The 21,916-nt window shown below is 62.0% G+C and carries 19 protein-coding genes; 8 read left to right on the top strand and 11 right to left on the bottom strand.

Annotated elements, in window-relative coordinates:
* The first annotated feature begins 110 nt into the window (after nucleotides 1-110).
* Genes G9X67_RS09560 through G9X67_RS09550 form a run of 3 tightly spaced genes read left to right on the top strand, consistent with a single transcriptional unit; the run spans nucleotide 111 to nucleotide 3,042 of the window.
* Nucleotides 111-995: a sugar ABC transporter permease gene (locus G9X67_RS09560; protein WP_072637366.1), complete on the top strand. Its 885-nt coding sequence runs from the start codon at nucleotides 111-113 to the stop codon at nucleotides 993-995.
* A gap of 10 nt (nucleotides 996-1,005) precedes the next feature.
* Entirely contained in the window at nucleotides 1,006-1,920 is a 915-nt protein-coding gene (locus G9X67_RS09555) for an ABC transporter permease subunit (RefSeq protein ID WP_138330160.1), read from the top strand.
* Nucleotides 1,921-1,932: 12 nt separating this feature from the next.
* On the top strand, nucleotides 1,933-3,042 hold the full coding sequence (locus G9X67_RS09550) for a sn-glycerol-3-phosphate import ATP-binding protein UgpC (protein WP_064652204.1): 1,110 nt from the start codon (nucleotides 1,933-1,935) through the stop codon (nucleotides 3,040-3,042).
* An 86-nt stretch (nucleotides 3,043-3,128) separates the two neighbouring features.
* Here the strand turns inward: G9X67_RS09550 and G9X67_RS09545 are convergent, their stop codons facing one another.
* On the bottom strand, nucleotides 3,129-3,602 hold the full coding sequence (locus G9X67_RS09545) for a cupin domain-containing protein (protein WP_027683319.1): 474 nt from the start codon (nucleotides 3,600-3,602) through the stop codon (nucleotides 3,129-3,131).
* A gap of 129 nt (nucleotides 3,603-3,731) precedes the next feature.
* On the opposite strand from G9X67_RS09545, the gene G9X67_RS09540 reads away from it, so the two are divergent.
* On the top strand, nucleotides 3,732-4,274 hold the full coding sequence (locus tag G9X67_RS09540; RefSeq protein WP_138330161.1) for a hypothetical protein: 543 nt from the start codon (nucleotides 3,732-3,734) through the stop codon (nucleotides 4,272-4,274).
* A 4-nt stretch (nucleotides 4,275-4,278) separates the two neighbouring features.
* On the opposite strand, the gene G9X67_RS09535 is transcribed toward G9X67_RS09540, so the two are convergent.
* The 8 genes from G9X67_RS09535 to G9X67_RS09500 all read right to left on the bottom strand — a co-directional run bounded on the left by G9X67_RS09535 (nucleotide 4,279) and on the right by G9X67_RS09500 (nucleotide 16,298).
* On the bottom strand, nucleotides 4,279-6,381 hold the full coding sequence (locus tag G9X67_RS09535) for a beta-galactosidase (protein ID WP_171598558.1): 2,103 nt from the start codon (nucleotides 6,379-6,381) through the stop codon (nucleotides 4,279-4,281).
* Between the two features lie 108 nt (nucleotides 6,382-6,489).
* A complete protein-coding gene (locus tag G9X67_RS09530) occupies nucleotides 6,490-7,365 on the bottom strand; it encodes a 2-hydroxy-3-oxopropionate reductase (RefSeq protein ID WP_171598557.1) in 876 nt (291 codons plus the stop codon).
* Entirely contained in the window at nucleotides 7,362-8,156 is a 795-nt protein-coding gene (otnI, locus tag G9X67_RS09525; protein ID WP_138330164.1) for a 2-oxo-tetronate isomerase, read from the bottom strand. Before otnI ends, G9X67_RS09530 begins: the two co-directional genes overlap by 4 nt.
* A 10-nt stretch (nucleotides 8,157-8,166) precedes the next feature.
* A complete protein-coding gene (locus G9X67_RS09520) occupies nucleotides 8,167-9,876 on the bottom strand; it encodes an ABC transporter ATP-binding protein (protein ID WP_138330165.1) in 1,710 nt (569 codons plus the stop codon).
* A 10-nt stretch (nucleotides 9,877-9,886) separates the two neighbouring features.
* Nucleotides 9,887-11,077, bottom strand: coding sequence for an ABC transporter permease (locus G9X67_RS09515; protein WP_171598556.1), 1,191 nt, complete (start codon nucleotides 11,075-11,077; stop codon nucleotides 9,887-9,889).
* A gap of 10 nt (nucleotides 11,078-11,087) precedes the next feature.
* Nucleotides 11,088-12,074: an ABC transporter permease gene (locus G9X67_RS09510; RefSeq protein WP_072637375.1), complete on the bottom strand. Its 987-nt coding sequence runs from the start codon at nucleotides 12,072-12,074 to the stop codon at nucleotides 11,088-11,090.
* A 103-nt stretch (nucleotides 12,075-12,177) separates the two neighbouring features.
* Nucleotides 12,178-14,286 carry an alpha-amylase family protein gene (locus G9X67_RS09505; protein ID WP_171598555.1) on the bottom strand — a complete coding sequence of 703 codons (2,109 nt, stop codon included), beginning with the start codon at nucleotides 14,284-14,286 and terminating at the stop codon, nucleotides 12,178-12,180.
* A gap of 86 nt (nucleotides 14,287-14,372) precedes the next feature.
* The gene (locus tag G9X67_RS09500) at nucleotides 14,373-16,298 is read right to left on the bottom strand and encodes an ABC transporter substrate-binding protein (RefSeq protein WP_138330167.1); all 1,926 of its coding nucleotides are present in this window, start codon (nucleotides 16,296-16,298) and stop codon (nucleotides 14,373-14,375) included.
* A gap of 177 nt (nucleotides 16,299-16,475) precedes the next feature.
* Between G9X67_RS09500 and G9X67_RS09495 the strand changes: the two genes are divergently transcribed.
* The gene (locus tag G9X67_RS09495) at nucleotides 16,476-17,495 is read left to right on the top strand and encodes a LacI family DNA-binding transcriptional regulator (RefSeq protein ID WP_138330168.1); all 1,020 of its coding nucleotides are present in this window, start codon (nucleotides 16,476-16,478) and stop codon (nucleotides 17,493-17,495) included.
* On the opposite strand, the gene G9X67_RS09490 is transcribed toward G9X67_RS09495, so the two are convergent.
* Nucleotides 17,492-18,262 carry a TIM barrel protein gene (locus G9X67_RS09490; RefSeq protein ID WP_171598554.1) on the bottom strand — a complete coding sequence of 257 codons (771 nt, stop codon included), beginning with the start codon at nucleotides 18,260-18,262 and terminating at the stop codon, nucleotides 17,492-17,494. The genes G9X67_RS09495 and G9X67_RS09490 overlap by 4 nt on opposite strands.
* Before the next feature lie 142 nt (nucleotides 18,263-18,404).
* Here G9X67_RS09490 and G9X67_RS09485 point away from each other — a divergent pair, with 142 nt between their 5' ends.
* Nucleotides 18,405-19,193: an SDR family oxidoreductase gene (locus G9X67_RS09485; protein WP_129421472.1), complete on the top strand. Its 789-nt coding sequence runs from the start codon at nucleotides 18,405-18,407 to the stop codon at nucleotides 19,191-19,193.
* Nucleotides 19,194-19,369: 176 nt separating this feature from the next.
* Nucleotides 19,370-19,834 carry an Rrf2 family transcriptional regulator gene (locus G9X67_RS09480; RefSeq protein ID WP_011653231.1) on the top strand — a complete coding sequence of 155 codons (465 nt, stop codon included), beginning with the start codon at nucleotides 19,370-19,372 and terminating at the stop codon, nucleotides 19,832-19,834.
* Between the two features lie 12 nt (nucleotides 19,835-19,846).
* On the opposite strand, the gene G9X67_RS09475 is transcribed toward G9X67_RS09480, so the two are convergent.
* Nucleotides 19,847-20,974, bottom strand: coding sequence for a monooxygenase (locus tag G9X67_RS09475; protein WP_171598553.1), 1,128 nt, complete (start codon nucleotides 20,972-20,974; stop codon nucleotides 19,847-19,849).
* 164 nt (nucleotides 20,975-21,138) lie between these two features.
* On the opposite strand from G9X67_RS09475, the gene G9X67_RS09470 reads away from it, so the two are divergent.
* Complete coding sequence (locus tag G9X67_RS09470; RefSeq protein WP_171598552.1) at nucleotides 21,139-21,915, top strand: metallophosphoesterase family protein; 777 nt, start codon at nucleotides 21,139-21,141, stop codon at nucleotides 21,913-21,915.
* Nucleotide 21,916: the final 1 nt, after the last annotated feature.

Here is a 21,916-nt window from a genome sequence, read left to right as displayed (position 1 = left end):
TTCGCTCCTGGCGCTTTAGATCTATATTTTTACGCATGTCGCTACAGCAAAACTGCTGCACAGTTTTGCGCGACATGCTTTAAACCAAACCAGGACGAAAACGGCCACTCATGGAAAAGCGCGTCACTTTCTCCTCGACGACGATCGGACTGCTCTTCGCATTTCCGATGCTGTTGCTGATCTTCGTCTTCTTCTACTGGCCGAGCGCGCAGGCGCTGTATTGGGCGTTCACGCTCGAGCAGCCATGGGGCGGCGGTAATGCCTGGGTCGGTTTCGACAATTTCAGACAGCTGCTCACCGATCCTGTTTATTGGGACTCGATCACCCGCAGCATGATCTTCGGCTTCAGCTCGACGGCCATTGCCATGGGTCTAGCGCTGATCCTGGCGCTTTTGACGGATCGTGAGCTGCGTGGCCACAAAGTCTACCGGTCGGTCTTCATCTGGCCTTACGCGATTGCCGCTCCCGCTCTCGGCCTCGCCTTCCGCTTCATCCTGGCGCCGGAAGCCGGCCTTCTATCCGTCATCAACCATGTCTGGCCCGGCCTCTGGAACCCGGCACTCGACGGCAAGGACGCGATGATCGCGGTCATCGTCGCCTTCTCCTGGAAATATATCGGCTACAACTTCATCTTCTTTCTCTCGGCGCTGCAAGGTATTCCGCGCTCGCTGATCGAGGCCGCCGCCATGGACGGCTCGGGGCCGATGCGCCGTATCTGGGATATCCAGCTGCCGCTGCTGACGCCGACGCTGTTCTTCCTGCTCGTCATCAACATCACCGAGAGCTTCCAGGATTCCTTCGGTATCGTCGACGTCATGACGCAGGGCGGCCCGGCGCGCGCCACCGAACTCATGGTCTACAAGATCTATTTCGACGGCTTCAGAGGTCTCGACTATTCGGGCGCTGCAGCGCAGTCCATCATCCTGATGGTGCTCGTTGTTCTTCTCACCATCTTCCAGTTCCGCTTCATCGAGCGGCGCGTGCACTACAAGTGAGGTCGCGGACATGATCGAACGCACGCCGATATTCAACTTCATCTGCTATACGCTTCTCGCGCTCGGCATGGTGATCGCGCTTCTGCCTTTCGCCATCGTCATCATCGCCTCGACGCTTGATCTGGAGACGGTCAATCGCGTGCCGCTGCCGCTGATACCGGGCTCGCATTTCTGGGAAAACGCTGAGACCGCCTGGGTTCGCGCCGATCTCGGCAACAAGCTGTTCCACAGCATCATCTTCGCCGCGACCGTCGGCGCCGGCAAGGTCATCCTTTCCTCGATGGCAGCCTTCTCGATCGTCTACTTCCGCTTTCGCGGCCGGTATGTGATTTTCTGGATCATCTTCATCACGCTGATGCTGCCGCTGGAAGTCCGCATCGTGCCGACCTATTCGATTGCGGCCAACGCGCTGCAGCCTTTCCAGACGATCCTCGACGTCACCGGGATAAGCTGGCTCGTTGCGCAGATCACCGGCGTCCAGATCAAGCTCGAATGGGGCCTGCTGAATTCCTATCCCGGTCTCGTTCTGCCGCTGGTCGCAACCGCGACCGGCACCTTCCTATACCGGCAGTTCTACCTGACGGTTCCCGACGAGCTGGCCGAGGCCTCGAAGATGGACGGATCGGGCCCGGTCCGGTTTTTCTGGGACATTCTGCTGCCGCTCTCGCGGCCAAATATGATCGCGCTCTTCACCATCATGTTCGTCTGGGCCTGGAACCAGTATCTCTGGCCGCTGCTGATCACCACCGATCCGAATTTCGGCATCGCCGTGACGCAGCTCAAGACCCTCATCCCGTCCGAATTCGGCCTGCCCGACTGGAACGTCGCCATGGCCGGAACCCTGATCATCATGTCGCCGCCATTGATCCTCGTCATTCTGATGCAGCGCTGGTTCGTACGCGGCCTTATCTCCACCGAGAAGTGAAGGAGTACTCCCTTGGCACCGATCTCCATTCGTGGCGTGAAGAAAAACTACGGCAAGACCCCCGTCGTTCACGGCGTCGATCTCGACATTCAGTCGGGCGAGTTCATCGTCATCCTTGGCCCATCCGGCTGCGGCAAGTCCACACTGCTGCGCATGATCGCTGGCCTCGAGGAAATCACCGGCGGTGAAATCGCCATTGACGGCCGCGTCGTCAACCAGCTGGAGCCGCGCGAGCGCGGCTGCGCCATGGTGTTCCAGAACTATGCGCTTTATCCGCATATGAGCGTTGCCGAGAATATCGGCTACGCATTGAAGGTGGCCGGCGTCTCGAAGGCGGAGCGTCAGCGGCGTATCGGCGAGGTCGCCAAGGCGCTCAGCCTCGAACCCTTCCTCGAACGCCGGCCCGCCGCTCTTTCCGGCGGTCAGCGCCAGCGCGTCGCCATGGGCCGCGCGATGATCCGCGAACCGAAGGTGTTTCTCTTCGACGAGCCGTTGTCGAACCTCGACGCCAAGCTGCGCATTGCCATGCGCGCCGAAATCCGCCGCCTGCACCGCCGCCTTGGCGCCACTTCGATCTTCGTCACGCATGACCAGACCGAAGCGATGACGCTGGCCGACCGGCTGGTGGTGATGAACGGCGGCAGGGTGGAGCAGGTCGGCACGCCCGAAGAGGTCTATCATCATCCGGTCTCGCGCTTCGTCGCGGGCTTCGTCGGCACGCCGGCGATGAACCTGCTCGAGGGCACGATCAATGACGAGGGCGTCTTCGTCTACGATCAAAGCCGCAAGGTCGCGCTGCCGCGCGAGCGCGCCGCACCGCTGAAAGGCAAACGCGTCGTGCTCGGCATGCGGGCCGAGGCCGCCCGGCTGGTGGCCCCGGATGCGCCGGGTGCCCTTGTCGCAACGGCCGATTTCATCGAAGAGCTCGGCGCAAGCCGCATCGTCCACGCTGATTTCGATGGGCTGCCCTTTGCCGTGGCGCTGACTGAGGCCGTGAAGGTGAAGTCGGGCGATCCGATCGGTATCGCGATCGATTACGACCAGATCCACCTTTATGCCGCCGATACCGGCCGGATCATCGAGAACCCTGTTATGAACAGCGCAGGCGCCGTCCACGCCTAAAGCGGTCTGCGACGATTCTTTGCGATGATCTTGGCAGAGCGTTCGGCGGCTGAGGATGTCAGCCGCTTACTCGAAGGTGAATTGCTCTAGCGATGGATCGGGTCGATCCACGCGACGTCCTCCGGCTTTTCGACCGGCTCGATGTCGAGGTTGACGACGACCGGTTCCTGGCCTGAGCGGACGAGAACGCATTCCAGCGTCTCGTCGCGGCTGGCGTTGATTTCCTGATGCGGCACATAGGGCGGAACATAGATGAAGTCGCCTGGGCCAGCCTCCGCGGTATATTCCAGATGCTCGCCCCAGCGCATGCGGGCCTTGCCCTTGACCACGTAGATGATGCTTTCGAGATCGCCATGGTGATGGGCGCCGGTCTTGGCGTTGGCATGGATCGTCACCGTGCCGGCCCAGATCTTTTCGGCGCCGGCGCGCGCATTGTTGATCGCGGTCGCGCGGTTCATGCCCGGCGTCTGCGCAGTGTTCGGATCGAGCGAATTACCGGGGATGACCTTGACGCCATGTTCCCGCCAGTCGACATGGTGATGCTCGTGATCGTCGCTCATGCCTTGCCTCCAGCTTCGATTTGATCAGTCTAGGCTTGAGCCGGGCGGCGGCCAAGCGGATTTGCCGCTGCGCAGCCGCATAACGTCTCGGCCCGATAGCTTCTGCGCACAAAGGAAAGAACGGACCCGATGAGCCACCTCCCGCAAATCGACTATGACACCGCTTCGGAAGAGGTTCGTGCGGCGCATGACGAGGAAGTCAGGCTGCGCGGCCGGATGACCAACATGAAGCGGACACTGCTGCACTCGCCGGCGGCTCACCGCATCTATGCCGAGTGGTTCACGCTGCGCGCCGAACTCGATCCCGCGATCAACGACCGGGCGATCTGGGTTTTCTCGCATGCGATCTCGAAGGCGGCGAAATCGAAGATCGCCATCACCTTCTTTCGCCGGGCGCTGATCAACAAGGGGTTCAATCCCGATGCGCTGGAGTTTTCAGACGAGGAAGCGCTGCTCGACGCCTTCGGCAAGGCGATCGTCGCCGATTCCAACGCTGTTCCCGCCGAACTCTGGGCGAAGCTGAAAGAGCGCTACGAGACCAAGGTGCTTGTCGATCTCGTCGCCTTTTCCGGCATCATGCTGGCGACCGCCGTCTTCAACAATGTCGTCGAGGTCGATTTCGATCCCGAGCTTGATGCCTTTGCCGAAGGCGCCAGTTCATCCGCATCCTGAAGTTTCAGCTATCGAGCGGCAGGATCAGCACATCGCGCGGCGGCACCTCGATGCCACTATTGCCGATATGGTCGATCGGCCAGACTGCCTGGCTTTGCGCAAGCGCTCCTCGGGCCAGCGTCACCTCGGTCTTCTGCGCCGTTCTCGTCGGATTGACGAGCCAGAGGAAGCTGCCTTTTTCCCCCTTGTGGATACGGGCGAAGAGTGCGGCATTCGACAACGTCACGTGGTGCTTCTTCCCACTCCATCTCAATAGCTCAATGAAGAAAGCGCCGTTCGTCTTCCCTTGCGTGCGGTAATAGGCAACGGAGGGATTGGTGCCGATCAGCAGCGTGCGGCCCTTGCCATAGGCATTTTCGACGACGGCAAGACGGCCGTCGGCGAAGTGGCCGCGTCCCGTTCCGCCGGTCAGCCGATAAGACTGCAGGAAGCCGCCACCGTCGGCAGTTGCGCCGTCGAGATCGAAATGAATGCGGTCGCCGATATCGGGCATGAATTCGACCTCCTCCTCGCGCGCGCCGAAGACCTCGTCGAGGCCCATGTTCGGCTGCACGGTGCCGACATGGCCACGGTCGCCGAAATAGCCGGGGCATGCTTCTGCAATCAGCGTGCCGCCGTTTTCGACCCAGGCTTTCAGGCGTTTGGCCTGTTCAGCGGTGAACATGATCGGGTATGGGAAATAGAGGAAATCATAGGCCGCGATGTCGTCGATATGCACCCAGTCCGGCTGCACGCCATTTTCGAGGAAGGCCCGATAGGCCCCCCACATGGCTTCGGGATAGGGTTTCTCCTTGCGGTCGTGGTTCAGGAGGTAATCGAACTCCTGCGTTTCGCGAACGACGAGGATGCCGACTTCGCCGCGCACCGGCTTTGCCTCCCAGAGGGGAGCCTGGGCCTTGTCATTTGCCCATTTCGCCATGGCGCTTGCCATGTCCGAGCGCGGCGTGCGCGAGCCGTCCATGCCGTAGGAGCCGAAAGCACCGAAGAGTGGACCGTCGAGCAGCGGGCGCCAGCGCAGATTGATCACGCCGCGGGCGCCGCCGGCAAGCGAGGTCATGCTCCAGAGCCGGATATCCTCGGGCTCGGCGACGCGGCCATCCTCCTTGTCGCGGCCGATCACCTGCGGCTGCAGCCAGAGCGGGCCACCCTGGCGTTCGGCATGCCAGAAGGGTTTGCCGCGGGCGGCGGCGCGGTTGATGTCGACGCCGTACCAGTTCTTCCAGGCTTCCGAGCCCTTGCGGGCCTGGATCCAGGTGAAGCCGTAAACCTCGACCTTGGAGGCGGCGAGCCAGTCGTCGCAGCCGTTGGCCGCCATGTTGGGAATTGCGCCGGATATGCCGTGGGCAACGATGGTGTTCTTCTGGTCGACGGCGCGGATCGTGTCGATGCGCCATTGCATCTGATCATAGAAATTGTCGCGCTTGAACTGCAGCCAGTCGATGCATTCGGGGTAGGGCGCCATGTGCACTGGCGGCTCGATATCGTCCCATTCGACATAGCTGTAGCGGTACCAGGCCTTGGCCAGAACCTTAAGGCTGCCGTATTTCTTTTCGAGCCATTTGCGAAAGGCAGCCTTGGCATAGGGGCTGTAATCGACATCGGCGGAATAGTTGCACTCGTTCCAGACGTCGTAGCCATAGATCGCCGGATGATCCTTGTAGCGGGTGGCGAGCGCGGTCAGGAACTTGCCCGCTGCTTCCTTCACTTCGGGGCAGTTTAGCGTCAGGGCGCCGGCGCCGCCGCCATTGTTGGAGAAGCCGCCGGTCGCCGACGACACACCCATATAAGAACCGAGTTTGCTGCCGTCGGCGTTGACCTGCAATGCATGAGCGTATTTGCGCACCGCCCAGTCGGGCACGGCATGGATCAACTCGGCGATAACGGTCTTGATGCCGTTTGCGGCGGCAAGGTCCATTTGACGGTCATATTCTTCCCAGTCGTAGACGCCGGGGGCGGTTTCGATCGCGCTCCACATGAACCAGTGGCGGAAGATGTTGAGGCCGTCTTGCCCGGCGGTCGCGTAGTCGCGCTCCCAGTCTTCGCGAGGTGGGTTCGACTTGCGGAAATAGACGGCGCCGTAGGGCAGTTGGATATCGTTGTTCAGCATTGTCCTGTCCTTCTCTATCGATGTCCGGACATAGCTTCGCCGTCCGGAAAGAAAGCTCCGGCAGTCGGCAATCGAAGATGTCGTCCGGTTATTCTAAAAAGCGTTGATCTAGCGCGGTCCTCCGGCGAGGAGTTCCAGGGTGCGGATGAGGGCGGAATGGTCGCGTTCGCCGTCGCCGTTGGCGATCGCGGCATTCATCAACTGTTGCGTGGCGGCCGTGTTCGGCAGCGACAGATCGAGTGCGCGGGCGGCATCGACGGCAAGCGTCATGTCCTTGCGGTGCAGGCGGATGCGAAAGCCTGGCTCGAAGGTCTCCTTGACCATGCGCTCGCCATGCACTTCGAGGATGCGCGAGGCGGCAAAGCCGCCCATCAGTGCTGCGCGCACCTTGGCAGGATCCGCGCCGGCCTTCCTGGCAAAGAGCAGCGCTTCGGCAACCGCCTCGATCGTCAGGCCGACGATAATCTGGTTGGCGACCTTGGCCGTCTGCCCGTCGCCGCTGCCGCCGACATGAGTGATGTTCTTACCCATCTTCTCGAAAAGCGGCTTGGCGCGTTCGAAAATCTGCTCATTGCCGCCGACCATGATCGTCAGCGAGGCTGCCTTGGCGCCGACCTCACCGCCGGAAACGGGGGCATCGAGATACTCGCAGCCGAGCGCTTCGATGCGCTTGGCGAAAGTCTTGGTGGCGACCGGCGAGATCGAGCTCATGTCGATAACCAGCTTGCCTTCCGTAAGCCCCGACGCAACGCCTTCTTCGCCGAATAGAACCGCCTCGACATCTGGTGTATCCGGCAGCATCAGGATGACGATGTCGGAGGCTTGCGCCACCGTCTTGGCGCTTGCGGCGGCTTTGCCGCCCTTGTCGACAAGATGCTGCGAGACTTCCTTCACGCGGCTCAGGTGCAGTGTGTGGCCAGCGTCGATCAGGTGTTCCGCCATCGGGCGGCCCATGACGCCCAGTCCGATAAATCCGATGTTCATGCTGTCCTCGCTGACTTCAGATAGGGGTTCATCCAGCCGAGGCCTTCGCTGGTGCCGGATTTCGGCTTGTACTCGCAACCCACCCAGCCGTCGTAGCCGAGGCGGTCGAGCTCGGAGAGGGTGAAGCCGTAATTGATCTCGCCGGTGCCGGGTTCGTTGCGGCCGGGATTGTCGGCGATCTGGACATGGGCGATCTTCTCCTTCAGCCGGATGAAGGTGGGGATCAGGTCGCCCTGCATGATCTGCATGTGGTAGAAATCATACTGGATGTAGAGATTGTCCGAGCCGACCCGGTCGAGAATGCGTTCGGCATCAGCGGTGGTCGACAGGAAGAAGCCGGGAATATCGCGCAGGTTGATCGGCTCGACCAGCAGCTTGACGCCGACGTCGGCACAACGCTTTGCAGCATATTTCAGATTGTCGACCAGCACCGTTTCCAGCGTTTGGAGGTCCGCACCCTTCGGCACCAGCCCGGAGATGACATTCACCTGTGGGCAATCGAGCGCTGCGGCATAGTCGAGCGCCTGTGCGACCCCGTTGCGGAACTCCTCTACGCGGTCCGGCAGGCAGGCAATGCCGCGCTCGCCGCCGGCCCAGTCGCCTGATGGCACGTTGAAGAGCGCCTGTTTCAGGCCACTCGCTTTCAACGTCTCGGCGACCTTCTCCTTGGGCTCGGCATAGGGGCCGAGATATTCGAGGGCGCCGAAGCCGTCCTTTGCGGCTGCCGTGAAGCGGTCGAGAAAGGGCAGGTCCTGGTAGAGGAAGGAAAGGTTGGCGGAAAATTTCGGCACGGGATCGTCCTTAGATATTGGCAGGCGCGACGAAACGATGCCGGTGCAGCATGCGCTTGTCGCGGGGGTCGGGATTGGGAACGGCTGATATGAGGCTCTTGGTATAGGCCTCCTCGGGAGCGGTGCAGATCTGTTCGGCCTCGCCAAGTTCGACGATTTTGCCGCGATGCATGACAGCGACGCGATCGCAGAAATAACGCACGACCGAAATGTCGTGGGAGATGAAGATGAAGCTCAGGTTCAACCGCTGGCGGATATCGAGCAGCAGGTCGAGGATCTGGCTGCGGATCGAGACGTCGAGAGCGGACGTCGCCTCGTCGGCGATGATGATGCGCGGATCGAGCGCGAGGGCGCGGGCGATGCCGATGCGCTGGCGCTGGCCGCCGGAGAAGGCATGCGGATAACGCTCCATGCCCATCGGATCGAGGCCGACGAGGCGCATCAGCTCGGCGACGCGGTCCTCCAGCGCCTTGCCCTTGGCCAGCCCGTTGACAACAAGCGGATCGCCGATCACCTCCTTGACGGTCATGCGCGGATTGAGCGACGCGAAGGGATCCTGGAAAACCAGGCGGACCTCGCGGTGGAAGGTGCGGAGCTCGCGTTTCGTCAGCTTGGTGACGTCGATCTCACCGCCGTCCCTGCCACGATAGCTGATGGTGCCCGATGTCGGCTCGACGGTGCGCAGAATGAGCCGGCCGAGCGTCGTCTTGCCGGAGCCGCTTTCGCCGACGATGCCGAGGTTTTCGCCGGGATAAAGATCGAAGCTGGCGTCGTCGACGGCGCGCAGCGTATTTGATTTGCCGTGCCAGCCGTAGATCTTGCCAAGGTTGCGGACGGACAGGATCGGCTGCGGCGCCTGCGGCGATAGTGCCACGGCGGGCAGCCGCCCTTCGACATGTTGGGTCAGCTTGACCGTCGAGGCGAGCAGTTGGCGGGTATAGGGATGTTCGGCGGCGTGGTAGATCGCATCGACCGGTCCGCGCTCGACGATGCGGCCGAAGCGCATGACGGCGACGTCGTCGGCCACTTCCGCGACGATCCCCATGTCATGGGTGATGAGCAGCATGGCCATGCCGCGCTCGACCTGCAGGCGCTTGATGAGGTCGAGGATTTCGGCCTGGGTGGTGACGTCGAGCGCCGTCGTCGGTTCGTCGGCGATGAGAATGTCGGGATTGCCGGCGAGCGCCATGGCGATCATGGCGCGTTGGCGCATGCCGCCGGAGAATTCGAAGGTGTAGCGGTCGGCCATCTTGTCCGGGTTCGGAATTTCGACCTGACGCAGCAGTTCGATGGTCCTTTCGCGGGCGGCACGCTGATCGAGATTGCTGTGGAGGCGCACGGCCTCGGTGATCTGCGAACCGATGGTATGCACCGGTGACAGCGAGCTCATCGGCTCCTGGAAGATCAGGCCGATGCGGCGGCCGCGGATGGCGCGCATCGCCCGATCCGACGGCTTCAAGGCGGCGATATCGGTGATCCCGTCGCCGTTGTTGAGCAGGATGCGGCCGGAAATGATGCTGCCGGGGCTGTCGACGATCTGCAGGAGCGAGCGGGCGGTGACGCTCTTACCGGAGCCGCTTTCGCCGACGAGGCAGAGCGTCTGGCCGCGCTTCAGCTCGAAGCTGACATTTTCGACGGCGTGCAGAATGTGGGTGCGCAGCCGGAAATCGATCGAGAGGTTTTCGACGGAGAGAACGACGTCGTCTGAAAGATCGGTCATGGTTTCCTCCTCAATTGTCATAGGGGTCGGCGGCATCGCGCAGGCCGTCGCCGAAGAAATTGAAGGACAGGACGGCTACGACGACCGCGAGTGACGGCCAGATCAGGAGCCACGGCGCGGTGGCGACGGTGCGGATGTTCTGGGCGTCCTGCAGCAGCACGCCCCAGCTGACGACCGGCGGCTTGAGGCCGATGCCGAGGAAGGACAGCGAAGTCTCGGCGACGATCATGGTCGGCACGGCCAGCGTCACGACCGCAAGGATGTGGCTGGTCAGCGACGGCAGGATGTGGCGGAAGATCAGCCGCGCTTCGCTCGATCCGTCGAGCCGGGCGGCGACGACGAAATCCTCGCTGCGCAGTGCCAGGAACCGGCCGCGCACCTCCCGCGCCAGGCTGGTCCAACCGAGCAGCGAGACGATGATCGTTATGACGAAATAGACATTGACCGGCGACCATGTCAGTGGGATCGCCGCCGCCAGGCCGAGCCACAGCGGGATGGTCGGCATGGCGCTGACGACCTCGATGACGCGCTGGATCAGCGTATCGACCCAGCCGCCGTAGAAGCCGGAGATCGAGCCGAGTACGACGCCCAATATCAGCGACATGGCGACGCCGACGAGGCCGATCGACATGGATACACGGGTGCCGTAGACGAGGCGCGAGAAGACGTCGCGGCCGAGCCGGTCGGCGCCGAGCAGATACATCGGGTCGTTCTGGTCGAGGGGGCCGATCAGGTGGCGGTTCATCGGGATCAGGCCCCAGAGATCGTAGGCCGCGCCTTTGACGAAGAAGCCGATTGGGACAACCTTGGTGTCGTCGACGACGAAGGTGCGGCGCAGTGCCACCTTGTCGATCTCGACCTTGTAGCCCTTCACGTGAAAATTGAACTCCGAACTGCCGTCCGGTTTTTCGACGAAGAAGCTGAGGCCCTGCGGCGGGGCATAGGTATATTGCGGCCGCGAGGTCATCGGCAAAGCCGGCGCCAGGAATTCGGCGAAGAGGCCAACCAGATAGAGGAAGAGGATGATGGCGCCGGCCACCATCGCCACCTTCTGGCGGATCAGTTTGCCGGCAACCAGCCGCCAGGGGCCGATCGCAGCGGTCGAGACGGTCTTGCCCTGTTTCAGCGGGCTGATCGAGGGACCATCGGCAACAGTGTGAAGCGGACCAGCGTGGTTTCCGAAGGTTTCGTGCGTGCTCATCGCATTCCCCTCAATTGAACCGGATGCGCGGATCGAGCAGCGCCAGCAGCAGATCCGACAGCAGCATGCCGACAAGGGTCAGCGCGCTCAATAGCAGGATGAAGCTGCCGGCGAGATACATGTCCTGCGAGATCAGCGCGCGGAAAAGCAGGGGACCTGCGGTCGGAAGGTTCAGCACGATGGCGGTGATCGTCACGCCCGAGACGAGATGCGGCAGCACCCAGCCGATCGCCGAGACGAAGGGATTGAGCGCGATTCTGACCGGATATTTGAGGATCACCTTGTATTCCGGCAGTCCCTTGGCGCGGGCGGTGACGACATAGGGCTTGTGCAGCTCGTCGGTCAGGTTGGCGCGCAGGATGCGAATCATCGCTGCCGTTCCGGATGCGCCGATGATGATGATCGGGATCCAGAGATGGGCGAGGAAATCGCCGACCTTGGCGAGGCTCCAGGGCGCCTCGGCATACTCAGGCGAGATCAGCCCGCCGACGCTCTGGCCGAGATATTTATAGGCGATGTACATCAGAGTCAGCGCCAGGATGAAGTTCGGTACGGCAAGGCCGATGAAGCCGAGGAAAGTGAAGACATGGTCGCCGACGGAGTGGCGGCGGACGGCGGAATAGATGCCGATCGGTAAAGCGACGATCCAGACGAAGAGCAGGCTCAAGAGCGAGATCACCAGCGTCGAGCCCATGCGGCCCCAGATCAGCCCGGAGACGGGCTGGCCCCACTCGAAGGAGTAGCCGAAGTCGCCGCGGCTGACGATGCCCCAGATCCATTTCAGGTATTGGACATAGAAGGGGTCGTCGAAGCCGTAGATTTCCTTCAGCCGCTCGATCTGCGCGGGATCGACGGTCTGGCCGCTGTCGCTCATGGTGGCGATCATCGAGGTCAAATAGTCACCCGGCGGCAGCTGGATGATCAGGAACGAGATCAGCGACATGCCAAACAAGGTCGGGATCATGTAGAGCACGCGCTTGAAGATATAGCCAAGCATCGAAACGTTTCTCCTCCCGTCGGGAACGCTGTGACGCGCTTCCCCGGATCTTCACCCGCCTTCGGCCCTCCAGGCCGAAAGCGCTCCTCCGTCGCGTATCACCTCATTTCCAGGTGAGATGCAGGACCTCCAGCCGATCGATACCAGGTACCTCCACCTCGGCGCGGCCATTCGCAAAGCTGAAGCTTGCCGCGCGGTCGGCAACGACGAGCCACGCCTTCGCCACCGATCGACCCTCCGGAATCTCCACCGAAACGGTCTGCGCTGCCAGAGGGTAATTGTCGCGGATCGGGCCTTTCATCATCATCGGGTTGGTGAGGTTGAAGATGCTGAGCGCCAGGCCCTCACCGTTTTCACGCAGCGCCAGATCGACGACGCCCTTGCCTTTGACGGTGACACGCGGCGTCTTGCCGAGTGCCCAATGGACGGTGTTGGTGATGAGCCGGGCGTGGTCGACGGCAAAGACCTCCCAGAAGATCTCGCCGATATTCCAGGGGATGTAAACCGTGCGTCCGCCCTTGCCGGTCTCGCGGGCGATGACGGCAGCACCTTTCGGGGCCTCGCGCGGGTAGACCTCTTCCATCGGCAGATCGGGAAAATCGGGGACGTAGAGGAAGGGCGTCTTCGCATCGGTCGACGGTTCGGCATGGATCAGGCGGGTGCCGCCCATGATGCGTTCGGCGCCGTCGAAACCCTGATTGATCGGGTGATCGCTGGAAAGGGCGACATAGGTGTTCTTGACGATGCCGCGCGGGCCGGAGACGTATCTGGCGCCGAGCACGTCGGCCAGGCCGAATTCGTCACGCTTCTTGCCGAATTCGTCACGCAGCGACGTCTCGTAGGAGGCAATGACGCTGCCGCCGCGATCGACATAGGCGCGGATCGCCGCGTTCTGCGCATCCGAAAGGCAGGAAGCGTTGGCAAGGATGATCAGCTTGAAGCGGTCGAGGTTTTCCTCGGTCAGCACCTGGTCCGAGAGCAGCTCGAAGGGCAGTCGAGCTTCGACGAGGGCGTGATAGAGACCGAGATCGTGCTTCTCGGCGGAATGCCGCTCTTCCGGCGCCCAATGGCGCAGCGTCGTCGAGGGATCGATGACGGCGATTTCGGCGGTCGGCTTCATGCTTTCGAGCACCGGCTCGACGGCTGCCTGCAGGCCGAATGCGTCGGCCACCGGCTCGACCCAGCGTTTGTCGGGCACGACACCGTTGAACTTGGTGAACCAGGCGTAGAGGCCGTGGGCGGTGCCGTCGTTGATCCAGAGCTGCATCTCCTCACCCGAGGTGACGGCATCCTTCCAGCGATATTCCTCCTCCGGGCCGATCGAGGTGATCAGTACGACCGGGCGGTCGGGGAAGGTGGCGCGGATGCGCTTGCCGTTGCGGCCAGCCGACCAGCCGAGCTCGAGGCCCTTGCGGCCCTGATGGTCGACGACGAGGAAGGGGCAGTGCCTGGCGATGACCGAGAGGTCGAATTCCATCAGCGACGCGCCGCCCATGTTCGGGATGAAGCTCGCATGCGGGCGGATCGCTTTGACGGCATCGTCCCATTGCGCGATCATGTCGGTGAGCACGCGGCGGCGCCATTGCACCCAGGCCTGCCAGGCGGGATCCTCGGCATCGGGTTTTACAGGCAAGGCGTGGCCGGACATGTCCTTGAAGCGGCGGGCGCTGTCTTCGCTATAATCGACGCCGTGGCCCTGCCAGCGATTGGCGAAGACCGCATCGATATCGTATTTGCGGACGATCTCCTTGACCACCTCAGGCATGAAGACGCTGTTGTAGTCGCCATAGGCATTGGTCACCCAGACATCGGGATAGGCCCAGTGGCGGCGCGGCGTGCCGTCGGCGTTGATCATCACCCATTCCGGATGGGCTTTGGCGGCATCGTCATGGATCGCATGCGGGTCGACGCGGGCCATAACATGCATGTCGAGTTTGCGGGCGGCGTCGACGAGCGCGCCGAAGATATCCTTGTCGCCGAGATATTTGCTCACATAGTGGTAAGGCACTTCGCTCGGATAATAGGCGATATAGCCGCCGGCACTGAGGCAGACCGCGTTCGATTTCGTGCGTTTGAAGACATCGATCCAGAAGGCCGGGTCGTATTTCTCCGGGTCGTCTTCCACGAAGGTCAGCTGGGTCCAGCGGGTCGCGGTCTTGAACCAGTCCGGCGTCCTTAGCGTGTGGGTGTTCTGTTTTCTGGCATCGAGCATCGTCTTCATCCAATCATTGGCAAAAGAAGGTCCTCGGCGCCAACCGGCGGGGCCGGCGCCTAACTAGGCTCCTGGGATAAAGGTCTTCAGACCTTGTAGAACTGCTCCGGCATGGTCGGAGCGGGCGTCGGCCAGCCGAAAGAGTTCGGCATGATCTTCGTGACGTTTTTCATGTTGTTCTTGACGACGCCGTATCCATCGGGCGGCAGCGAGATGCCGAAGACATAAAAATTGTCGGCGGCGCCTTGCAGGATCTGCTTCATGACCTCGCGTTGGCCTGATGCGTCGGAGGTCGCCTTCAGCTTGTCGTAGAGCGCAAGCTGGTTCTTCGTGCTTTCCGGCGGTTCCTCAGCATTGGCATTGGCGCGGTCGCGATACCAGAGCTGCCAAGCCGGGGCATACATGGCGTTGGCATCGGTCGGCACGTAATAGCGCGGGTCGAGCATGGCGGCGACGCCGCCATTTGCGCCGAACTGGTGGGCGGTCGCATCGAAATCACGGCCTTGACGGACGCGCGTTTCCCAGAGCGAACGGTCCATCGAGCGCATCTGTGCATCGATGCCGACCGCCTGGAACATCGGGATCACCAGCTGGAAGAGATCGAGGAAGACGGCGCGCGCCTGGTCGATCTCGAATATGATCGTCAGGCGGCGGCCCTTTTCGTCGAGGCGGAAGTTCTGGTCGTCGCGCTTCGGCACGAGCTGGTCGAGCATGGCATTCGCCTTGTCGACGTCATAGGCCGTGAACTGCGTGGCGAGCTGCTCGTTGTAGAGCGGGTCCTCCTTCTTGACCGACGGCTGGGCAGGCGCGCCCTGGCCGACGAGCACCGCATCGATCAGCGACTGCCGGTCGAGTGCTGTCGAGAGTGCCGCACGGAAATCCTTGTTCCGGAAGAGCTTCCGCTTGGTCTCGTCGTTGTGGTTCAGGTTGAAGATGAAATTCATCACATTGGCTTCGGTCGAAGTCAGCGTGTAGAAATCATAGCCGCCCTGCTCACGCGCATCGTAGAGAACCGACTTGTTGTTCGGCGTGGCGATATACTGGTCCATCAGGTCGACTTCGCCCTGCATGGCCTTCAGCAACAGAACCTGCGGGTCGGCGACCATCTGGTAGACGATGCGGTCCATATAGGGCAACTGGTTGCCCTCGGTGTCGACCTTCCAATAGTAGGGATTGCGTTCGGCAACGGCGCGTTCGGTGTTTTCTCCGGGCGCTATCGTGAACATCCAGGCATGCACGCAGGGCTTCTTCGAGGAGTTCAGGAAGAAGGCGTTGTCGTCCTGGAAACCGGCGGCCGCCTGGAAGGAGGCGATCCAGCTTTCAAAGCCGCGTTGCTTGGCGAGTTCATCGGCCTTCGGATTGAAGTCGATGTGGAACTGCTCGAGATAATGTTTCGGTGTGCGCGTCGTCTGGTCGTTGTTTGCCCAGGCGACCTGCAGCGGGAAGAGGCCGTTCGGCTTGTCGAAGGTGACCTTGAAGGTCTGCTCATCGACGATCTCCAGCTTGGCCGGCTTGCCGCCGGACTTCCAATGATCCTGGCCGACGAAGGCGACGCGCTTGTCGGTGAAAACGGTGTCGTACCAGAACTTGATGTCGGCGGTGGTGTAGGGATGGCCGTCCGACCATTTCATGCCCTTGCGCAGGCGGATCGTATAGACCTTGGAGTCGGCGTCGCCCTCGAAGGACTCAGCGACATTCAGCGTCACGCCAGACCAGTCGGGCGTATAGCGCAACAGCGGCTCGTAGGCCTGGTAGCGGAACAGCATCGACAGCGACCCGCCGCCGACCAGCGCCATGTTCCAGTCGCCGCCGTACTTGCCGACGCTTTCGACCGGTTTGACGACGAGCGGATTTTCAGGAAGCCGCTCCTTCAGACCCGGCAGGGCGCCGCTCGACACTTTCGCTTTCAGGATATCCGCTTCCTTGAAGTCAGCGGCGAAAACCGGCAGGGCCGGCAATATCAGGGCGGCCGACGTCCCGGCCAGAAACGCACGTCGTTTCAGCTTGATCATAGGAATCTCCTCCAAAAATCCGGCCCTTATCATTATTTTTGCTGTGGGCTGGGATGAGGGAAAGATTACATTTGGATATTGTTAGGTAAAGCGTTATGTTTCTGTTAGTGCGAAAATTTGCCTTACCGGCGCGGTTGATATAGCCAGCGTCGCATCAATCGAACGGCGAGGTGCCACGTGGGAAGCAGGGGCCGGGTTACATTGCAGACGATCGCGCGGGAGGTCGGCCTGTCAAAATACGCCGTGTCGCGCTCGCTTGCCGGCAAGAGCGGCGTCAGCGAAGAAACGCGCGCGCTGATCCGCGAGACGGCGCAGCGCCTCGGCTATACCAAGCCCGCCGGGCAGGGTACTGCCGGCGAGGTCGCGGTCGTCTTTCACGATCTCGATGCCATCAACAGTGAGCTCTATATGCAGGTGCAGAACGGTGTGCAGCGCGAGGCTCATCGGCTTGGCATGACGCTGCGCGTACGCTGGACCCATGATTCCGGCCAGTTGGAAGAGCTGGCGCGCACTTGCGACGGGCTGATGCTCGTCGGCCCGCATGCCCGTGAGGCCGTGGCGGCGGTGAGTGCCACCGGCGTTCCAATCGTGCGTTTCGGCTGGGTCGATGCGCTCGAACAGATCGACCATGTCGGCGGCACCGACCATGAGGCAGGGCAGGCGGTGCTGGAGTATCTGGTCGGGCTCGGCCATCGGTCCATCGTTTACGTCTATGGCATGCCGGGCCTGCGGGGGCGCCAGGAGCGGCATTACGGTGCCCGAGAAATCGCCGAACGTTATCCTGACGTTGCGCTTCATGTTATGCAGTTTGACGAAGAGAATGGCTTCAGCGCAGCCTTCCGGGCACTCGTGGAAAAAGGCATCCGGCCGACGGCCTTTTTCTGCGCCCATGACGGGCTGGCCCTGACCGTGGTTTCCGAGTTGCTCGGTCAGGGATACCGCATTCCCGACGATATTTCGGTCGTTGGTTTCGGCGACTACTCGCCGGCGACGCAGATCTCGCCGGCGCTGACGACGGTGAGGATGGAGGGGCAGGAATGCGGGGCGGTCGGGCTGCGGCTTTTGCTCGAGCGCATCGAAAATCCGCGCCTGCCGGGCATGCCGGCGCGGCGCATCATGATCGCCTCGCGCATTATCGAGCGCCGCTCGGCCGGACCCTGCAAGGCGGCGGCAAGCGTCGATGCCGCCGAGGTTTAACCGCCGAGCGAAGCAATCGCGGCCTTGACTGCGTCCGCGCCGGGCCTAGTCGGCCGGTATTCCAGACCGACGGCGCCGGCGTAACCGTTGGCGAAGATCCAGTCGAGACGTCGGGCAAGGTCGATATCGCCGGAGCCTGGTTCGTTGCGGCCAGGGTGATCGGCGACGTGGACGTGGATGATACGGTCGAGACGGCCGTTCAGCACCTCCTCGGTGCGCTCGTCCATCACGGCGGAATGGTAGATGTCGTAGACGATGCCGATCTCGGGGCGAGCGACGTCATCGATGATGTCGAGGCCTTCGCGGGTCGAATCGAGGAAATAGCCGACATGGTCGATGCGGATGTTGAGCGGCTCGACGCCGAGGCGGACACCGCTGCCTTTGAGGATATCGGCGCCGGCTCTCAACGTTTCGGTCAGCGCCCGGCGCTGTTCTTGGCGAGTCAAGCCCGGGAGTTCGTCGCCCGCCTGGGCAATCAGCACCGGCGCGCCGAGACGTTCCGCGACAGTGACGGATTCGGCAAGGCCTTTCAGCCAGGCCTGCCGGTTGGCGGTGTCGGTCAGCGCGATCATCGGTTCGGCGACGAGGCTGGAGACAGCAAGGCTGGTTTCCTTCAGCGCCGCCTCGATCGCATCCAGATCCTTGCCGGTCCAGCGCCAGAATTCGATCGTCGTCAGGCCGGCCGCACGGGCGCGGCGGATGCGATCGGGAAAGCTGTCGCCCTCTTCGGCAAACAGCCATTCTATGCAGGCTGAATAACGTCGCATGAAAACTCCTCCCATCTGTTGATGCAGGCATGCGACAGATCGGCGCTTGCCGCAAGAGGTGTTCGGGCGCTTGACGCCCGGGTTCATTGGCGAAACACTTGGCACATCAGGCCGGAATCTCCGGCCGTTTGCGGAGGAAGACATGGATCTCGGATTGAAGGGTAAGACTGCCGTCATAACAGGTGCGTCGGTCGGCATCGGGCTGGCGATCGCTGAGGGGCTGGCGGCTGAGGGCGCCGACCTCGTGCTGGCAGCACGCGGCGGCGAACGGCTCGAGGCGGAAGCCGCCCGTATTGCCGAGAAGTACGGCGTCAGCGCCGCCGCTGTCGCGGCCGATGTGGCGACGGTTGCGGGAACCGAGGCGATCATCGCGGCGGCGGCCGAAAAAGGCGGCGCCGATATCCTCATCAACAATGCCGGCACCGGGTCAAACGAGACGGTGATGGAGGCGCCCGACGAGAAGTGGCAAGACTATTGGGACCTGCATGTGATGGCCGCCGTGCGGCTGGCGCGCGGCATTGCGCCGCAGATGAAGGAACGCGGCGGCGGGGTAATCCTGCACAATGCCTCGATCTGCGCCGTCCAGCCGCTCTGGTACGAGCCGATCTACAATGTCAGCAAGTCGGCGCTGATGATGTTTTCGAAGACGCTCTCGACCGAGCTCATCAAGGACAATATCCGCGTCAACTGCGTCAATGCCGGCCTGATCCTGACGCCCGACTGGATCAAGACCGCCAAACAATTGACGGCTGAAACCGGCGGCAACTGGGAAGGTTATCTGCAGAGCGTCGCCAACGAGCACGCCGCCTCCAAACGCTTCGGCACGCCCGAGGAGCTGGCCAACGTCTTCGTCTTCCTGAGTTCGGAGCGTGCGAGCTATTGCATCGGCTCGACCTATTTCGTCGATGGCGGCATGCTGAAGACGATCTGACCGAGACTCCCGGAAGGGCGCGCGGCGGCCGGTCTTTCTCGATGCTGCCGGGCGTTTCTGTGGACGTTGCCGATACAAGCTATAAATAATAGCTATTTTGTTGTATGTTCACGCTTTTGACGCTATTTGCCTGCTATTGGCAGGATAAATACTGCGACTTCTACAAGGCGACGACGATGCTGACGAAAAAGGGAAAATACGGGCTGAAGGCGCTGGTCGACTTGGCGCGGCTGGCGCCGGGTGAGACCGCCTTCATCAATGACATCGCGGCCCGCAACAATATCCCGAAGAAGTTTCTCGATACCATCCTGCTCGAACTGCGCAATGTCGGCATCCTGCGCTCGAAGAAGGGACCGGGCGGCGGCTATTCCCTGTCGCGGCCGGCAACCGAAATCCGCATCGGCCATGTCATCCGCACGCTCGACGGGCCGTTGGCGCCGATCCGCTGCGCCAGCCGTACGGCTTACGAGGCCTGCGACGACTGTGCCGATCCGGAAACCTGTCAGGTGCGGCGCTCGATGACCGATGTTCGGGACGCGATCGCCGCCATTCTCGACAATATGACCCTCGAGCAATTCGTCGCCGATGGCGGCCGCATCGACGGCGCCAAGGAAGAATTCCCGATCTCCGCGGCCAGCTGACGAGGAAAGGCTCTAGGCGCCGCCGGGCTTCGACATATATTCGCCCGCGGTGTGCATCAGCTTATCCCGCGGCAGGGATAGCGCGTGAATGCGGGCATTGCGCCAATGGCGGTCTAGATTGAGGCCGATGCCGGCCGATATTTCCCCTGCAAGTTCGAACAGCGCGTTTGCGGTGGTAAGCGCCGTTTCCCCGGCAAGGATTGCGGCCGCCGAGGCGGAGAAATGCGCGTCCGCCATCGCGGCCTCAACAGGATTGACCTGGGCAATGTCGAGTTTGCGGCCAGCCCGTTCCAAGGCTGCCGCCGTTGCTTCGATGCGGATGGCGCGTTCGCCGATCTGGGGAAGGACGGTGGTGCTGCGATCGCCAATTGCGGTCATCAGGTCGCTCCATGCGGCCCGGGCGATGCCCAGGCTGACGCCCGCCTTGAGCAGCAGGCCGAGCGAGATGCCGGTCGAATATCCGGAGGAGGGAGCAGGCGCAATCGCATCGGCATTGACATGAAGCGTTCCGACGATCGCCGTCGCCGATCCATTGGTGCGCTGGCCGAAGCCGTCCCAATCGTCGACCACCTGCACGCCTTCTTCACCGGGTGCGAGGTAGAGTGTCACCGGGCGGCTGGGCGGAGCGGTGGCGGCAGCGGCGATCCAGTCGGCGAATAGAATACCGGGCGCCTGACGCGTGCGCCCGCTCAGGCGGTAGCCCGGACCTTCGGCGGTCAGTTCGCCCCCGTCGGTGAAGGTGGCGCCCGCGAAGCGGTCACCGAGCAGCACGCGGGCAAACAGCGATGCCTTCAAATCCTCGGCAGCCTGGGTGCGCAGCGTTTCTAGCGCACAAAAATGACTTTCCAGCGCCTCGCCGATCGATGCATCGCCCTCGGCGATGATCGCAACGATTTCGGCGAGCAGGGCGTTCGACACGTCGAGCCCTTCATGGTCAGGCGGAACAGTGATTGCCGTCAGCCCTGATACCGACAGTGCGTCGAGTTCGGCAAAGGGCAGGATGCGGTTGATGTCACGCTCGCTCGCCTGATGCCGGAATGCGGCGGCGAGGTCGCGGGCCGTGGATATCGCCTCCTCTTCGCTTTCGATGCGATGCGCGGGAGGCCTCAGGCTCTCATGAAACTGCGATACCGTTCCCATCGGTCACTCTTTCCTCGACGGTTACAGGAGTGAGGGATTGACCCTCGAATGATAAGGCCGGTTTTTCTACAAAAGCCGTGTGCTTTGAATTTTCTTACCAGCTTGATTGCCTTGTCCTTTACTCTACTTACGGTGAAGTGGGGCTTCCTTGATCGAGAAATATGATGAGCGACTCTCGTGCTCGCAACAGCGAGGTTTCGAAAATGGCGCGCCAGCCGAGACCGCGTCTGACGCTGGATATTGCCGCTATGCCAACCTATGCGATCGGCGACATTCACGGTCGGTACGATCTGCTTGTGAAAGCCGAGGCGGCGATCCTGCGTGATGGCGCGCGGCTGCCCGGGCGTAAGCTGATCGTCACGCTCGGCGACTATATCGACCGCGGCCCGGAATCGGCACAGGTCATCACCCATCTGATGGAGCCACCGCCTGATGGATTCGACCGCATCTGCCTTGCCGGCAATCACGAAATCGCCATGCTCGACTATATCGACGGCTGGATCTCCTATGACGATTGGATGAAGATGGGGTCGGCGGAGTCGCTCAAATCCTATGGCCTCGATCCGGAGCACCTGCCGCTGGTCTTCCCCACCGGCGCGAAGCTCGATGTCTTCATCCGCCAGTCGCTGCCGCGTACGCATATCGATTTCATGCGGGCGATGCCTGTCCTGCTGGAAACCCCATGCGTGATTTTCGTGCATGCGGGCATCAATCCGAAACTGCCGCTCGACAGGCAGACGGACGAGGATCTGGTCCTCATCCGCCAGCGGTTTCTCGAAAGCCGGGTGCCGTTACCAAAACTCGTCGTTCACGGCCATACACCGAACGACAAACCCGACATACGGCCGAGGCGGCTCAATATCGATACGCGCGCCTATCGCAGCGGCAAACTCACCGTCGCCCGCTTGTGGCAGGGCAAGGTGCATCTGTTTTCGACCTGAC

The organism is Rhizobium sp. WYCCWR 11152 (assembly GCF_013087615.1).
GTDB classification, from domain to species: domain Bacteria; phylum Pseudomonadota; class Alphaproteobacteria; order Rhizobiales; family Rhizobiaceae; genus Rhizobium; species Rhizobium indicum.
Note: the sequence above shows the minus strand (reverse complement) of the source record. Positions and strands in the feature narration are given on the sequence as shown.

What these genes read in the sequence shown, in the direction of transcription:
- G9X67_RS09560 (WP_072637366.1), top strand. Translation starts at nt 111, where the DNA reads ATGGAAAAGCGCGTCACTTTCTCCTCGACGACGATCGGACTGCTCTTC.
- G9X67_RS09555 (WP_138330160.1), top strand. Translation starts at nt 1,006, where the DNA reads ATGATCGAACGCACGCCGATATTCAACTTCATCTGCTATACGCTTCTC.
- G9X67_RS09545 (WP_027683319.1), bottom strand. Translation starts at nt 3,602, where the DNA reads ATGAGCGACGATCACGAGCATCACCATGTCGACTGGCGGGAACATGGC.
- G9X67_RS09540 (WP_138330161.1), top strand. Translation starts at nt 3,732, where the DNA reads ATGAGCCACCTCCCGCAAATCGACTATGACACCGCTTCGGAAGAGGTT.
- G9X67_RS09535 (WP_171598558.1), bottom strand. Translation starts at nt 6,381, where the DNA reads ATGCTGAACAACGATATCCAACTGCCCTACGGCGCCGTCTATTTCCGC.
- G9X67_RS09530 (WP_171598557.1), bottom strand. Translation starts at nt 7,365, where the DNA reads ATGAACATCGGATTTATCGGACTGGGCGTCATGGGCCGCCCGATGGCG.
- G9X67_RS09520 (WP_138330165.1), bottom strand. Translation starts at nt 9,876, where the DNA reads ATGACCGATCTTTCAGACGACGTCGTTCTCTCCGTCGAAAACCTCTCG.
- G9X67_RS09515 (WP_171598556.1), bottom strand. Translation starts at nt 11,077, where the DNA reads ATGAGCACGCACGAAACCTTCGGAAACCACGCTGGTCCGCTTCACACT.
- G9X67_RS09510 (WP_072637375.1), bottom strand. Translation starts at nt 12,074, where the DNA reads ATGCTTGGCTATATCTTCAAGCGCGTGCTCTACATGATCCCGACCTTG.
- G9X67_RS09505 (WP_171598555.1), bottom strand. Translation starts at nt 14,286, where the DNA reads ATGCTCGATGCCAGAAAACAGAACACCCACACGCTAAGGACGCCGGAC.
- G9X67_RS09500 (WP_138330167.1), bottom strand. Translation starts at nt 16,298, where the DNA reads ATGATCAAGCTGAAACGACGTGCGTTTCTGGCCGGGACGTCGGCCGCC.
- G9X67_RS09490 (WP_171598554.1), bottom strand. Translation starts at nt 18,262, where the DNA reads ATGCGACGTTATTCAGCCTGCATAGAATGGCTGTTTGCCGAAGAGGGC.
- G9X67_RS09485 (WP_129421472.1), top strand. Translation starts at nt 18,405, where the DNA reads ATGGATCTCGGATTGAAGGGTAAGACTGCCGTCATAACAGGTGCGTCG.
- G9X67_RS09480 (WP_011653231.1), top strand. Translation starts at nt 19,370, where the DNA reads ATGCTGACGAAAAAGGGAAAATACGGGCTGAAGGCGCTGGTCGACTTG.
- G9X67_RS09475 (WP_171598553.1), bottom strand. Translation starts at nt 20,974, where the DNA reads ATGGGAACGGTATCGCAGTTTCATGAGAGCCTGAGGCCTCCCGCGCAT.
- G9X67_RS09470 (WP_171598552.1), top strand. Translation starts at nt 21,139, where the DNA reads ATGAGCGACTCTCGTGCTCGCAACAGCGAGGTTTCGAAAATGGCGCGC.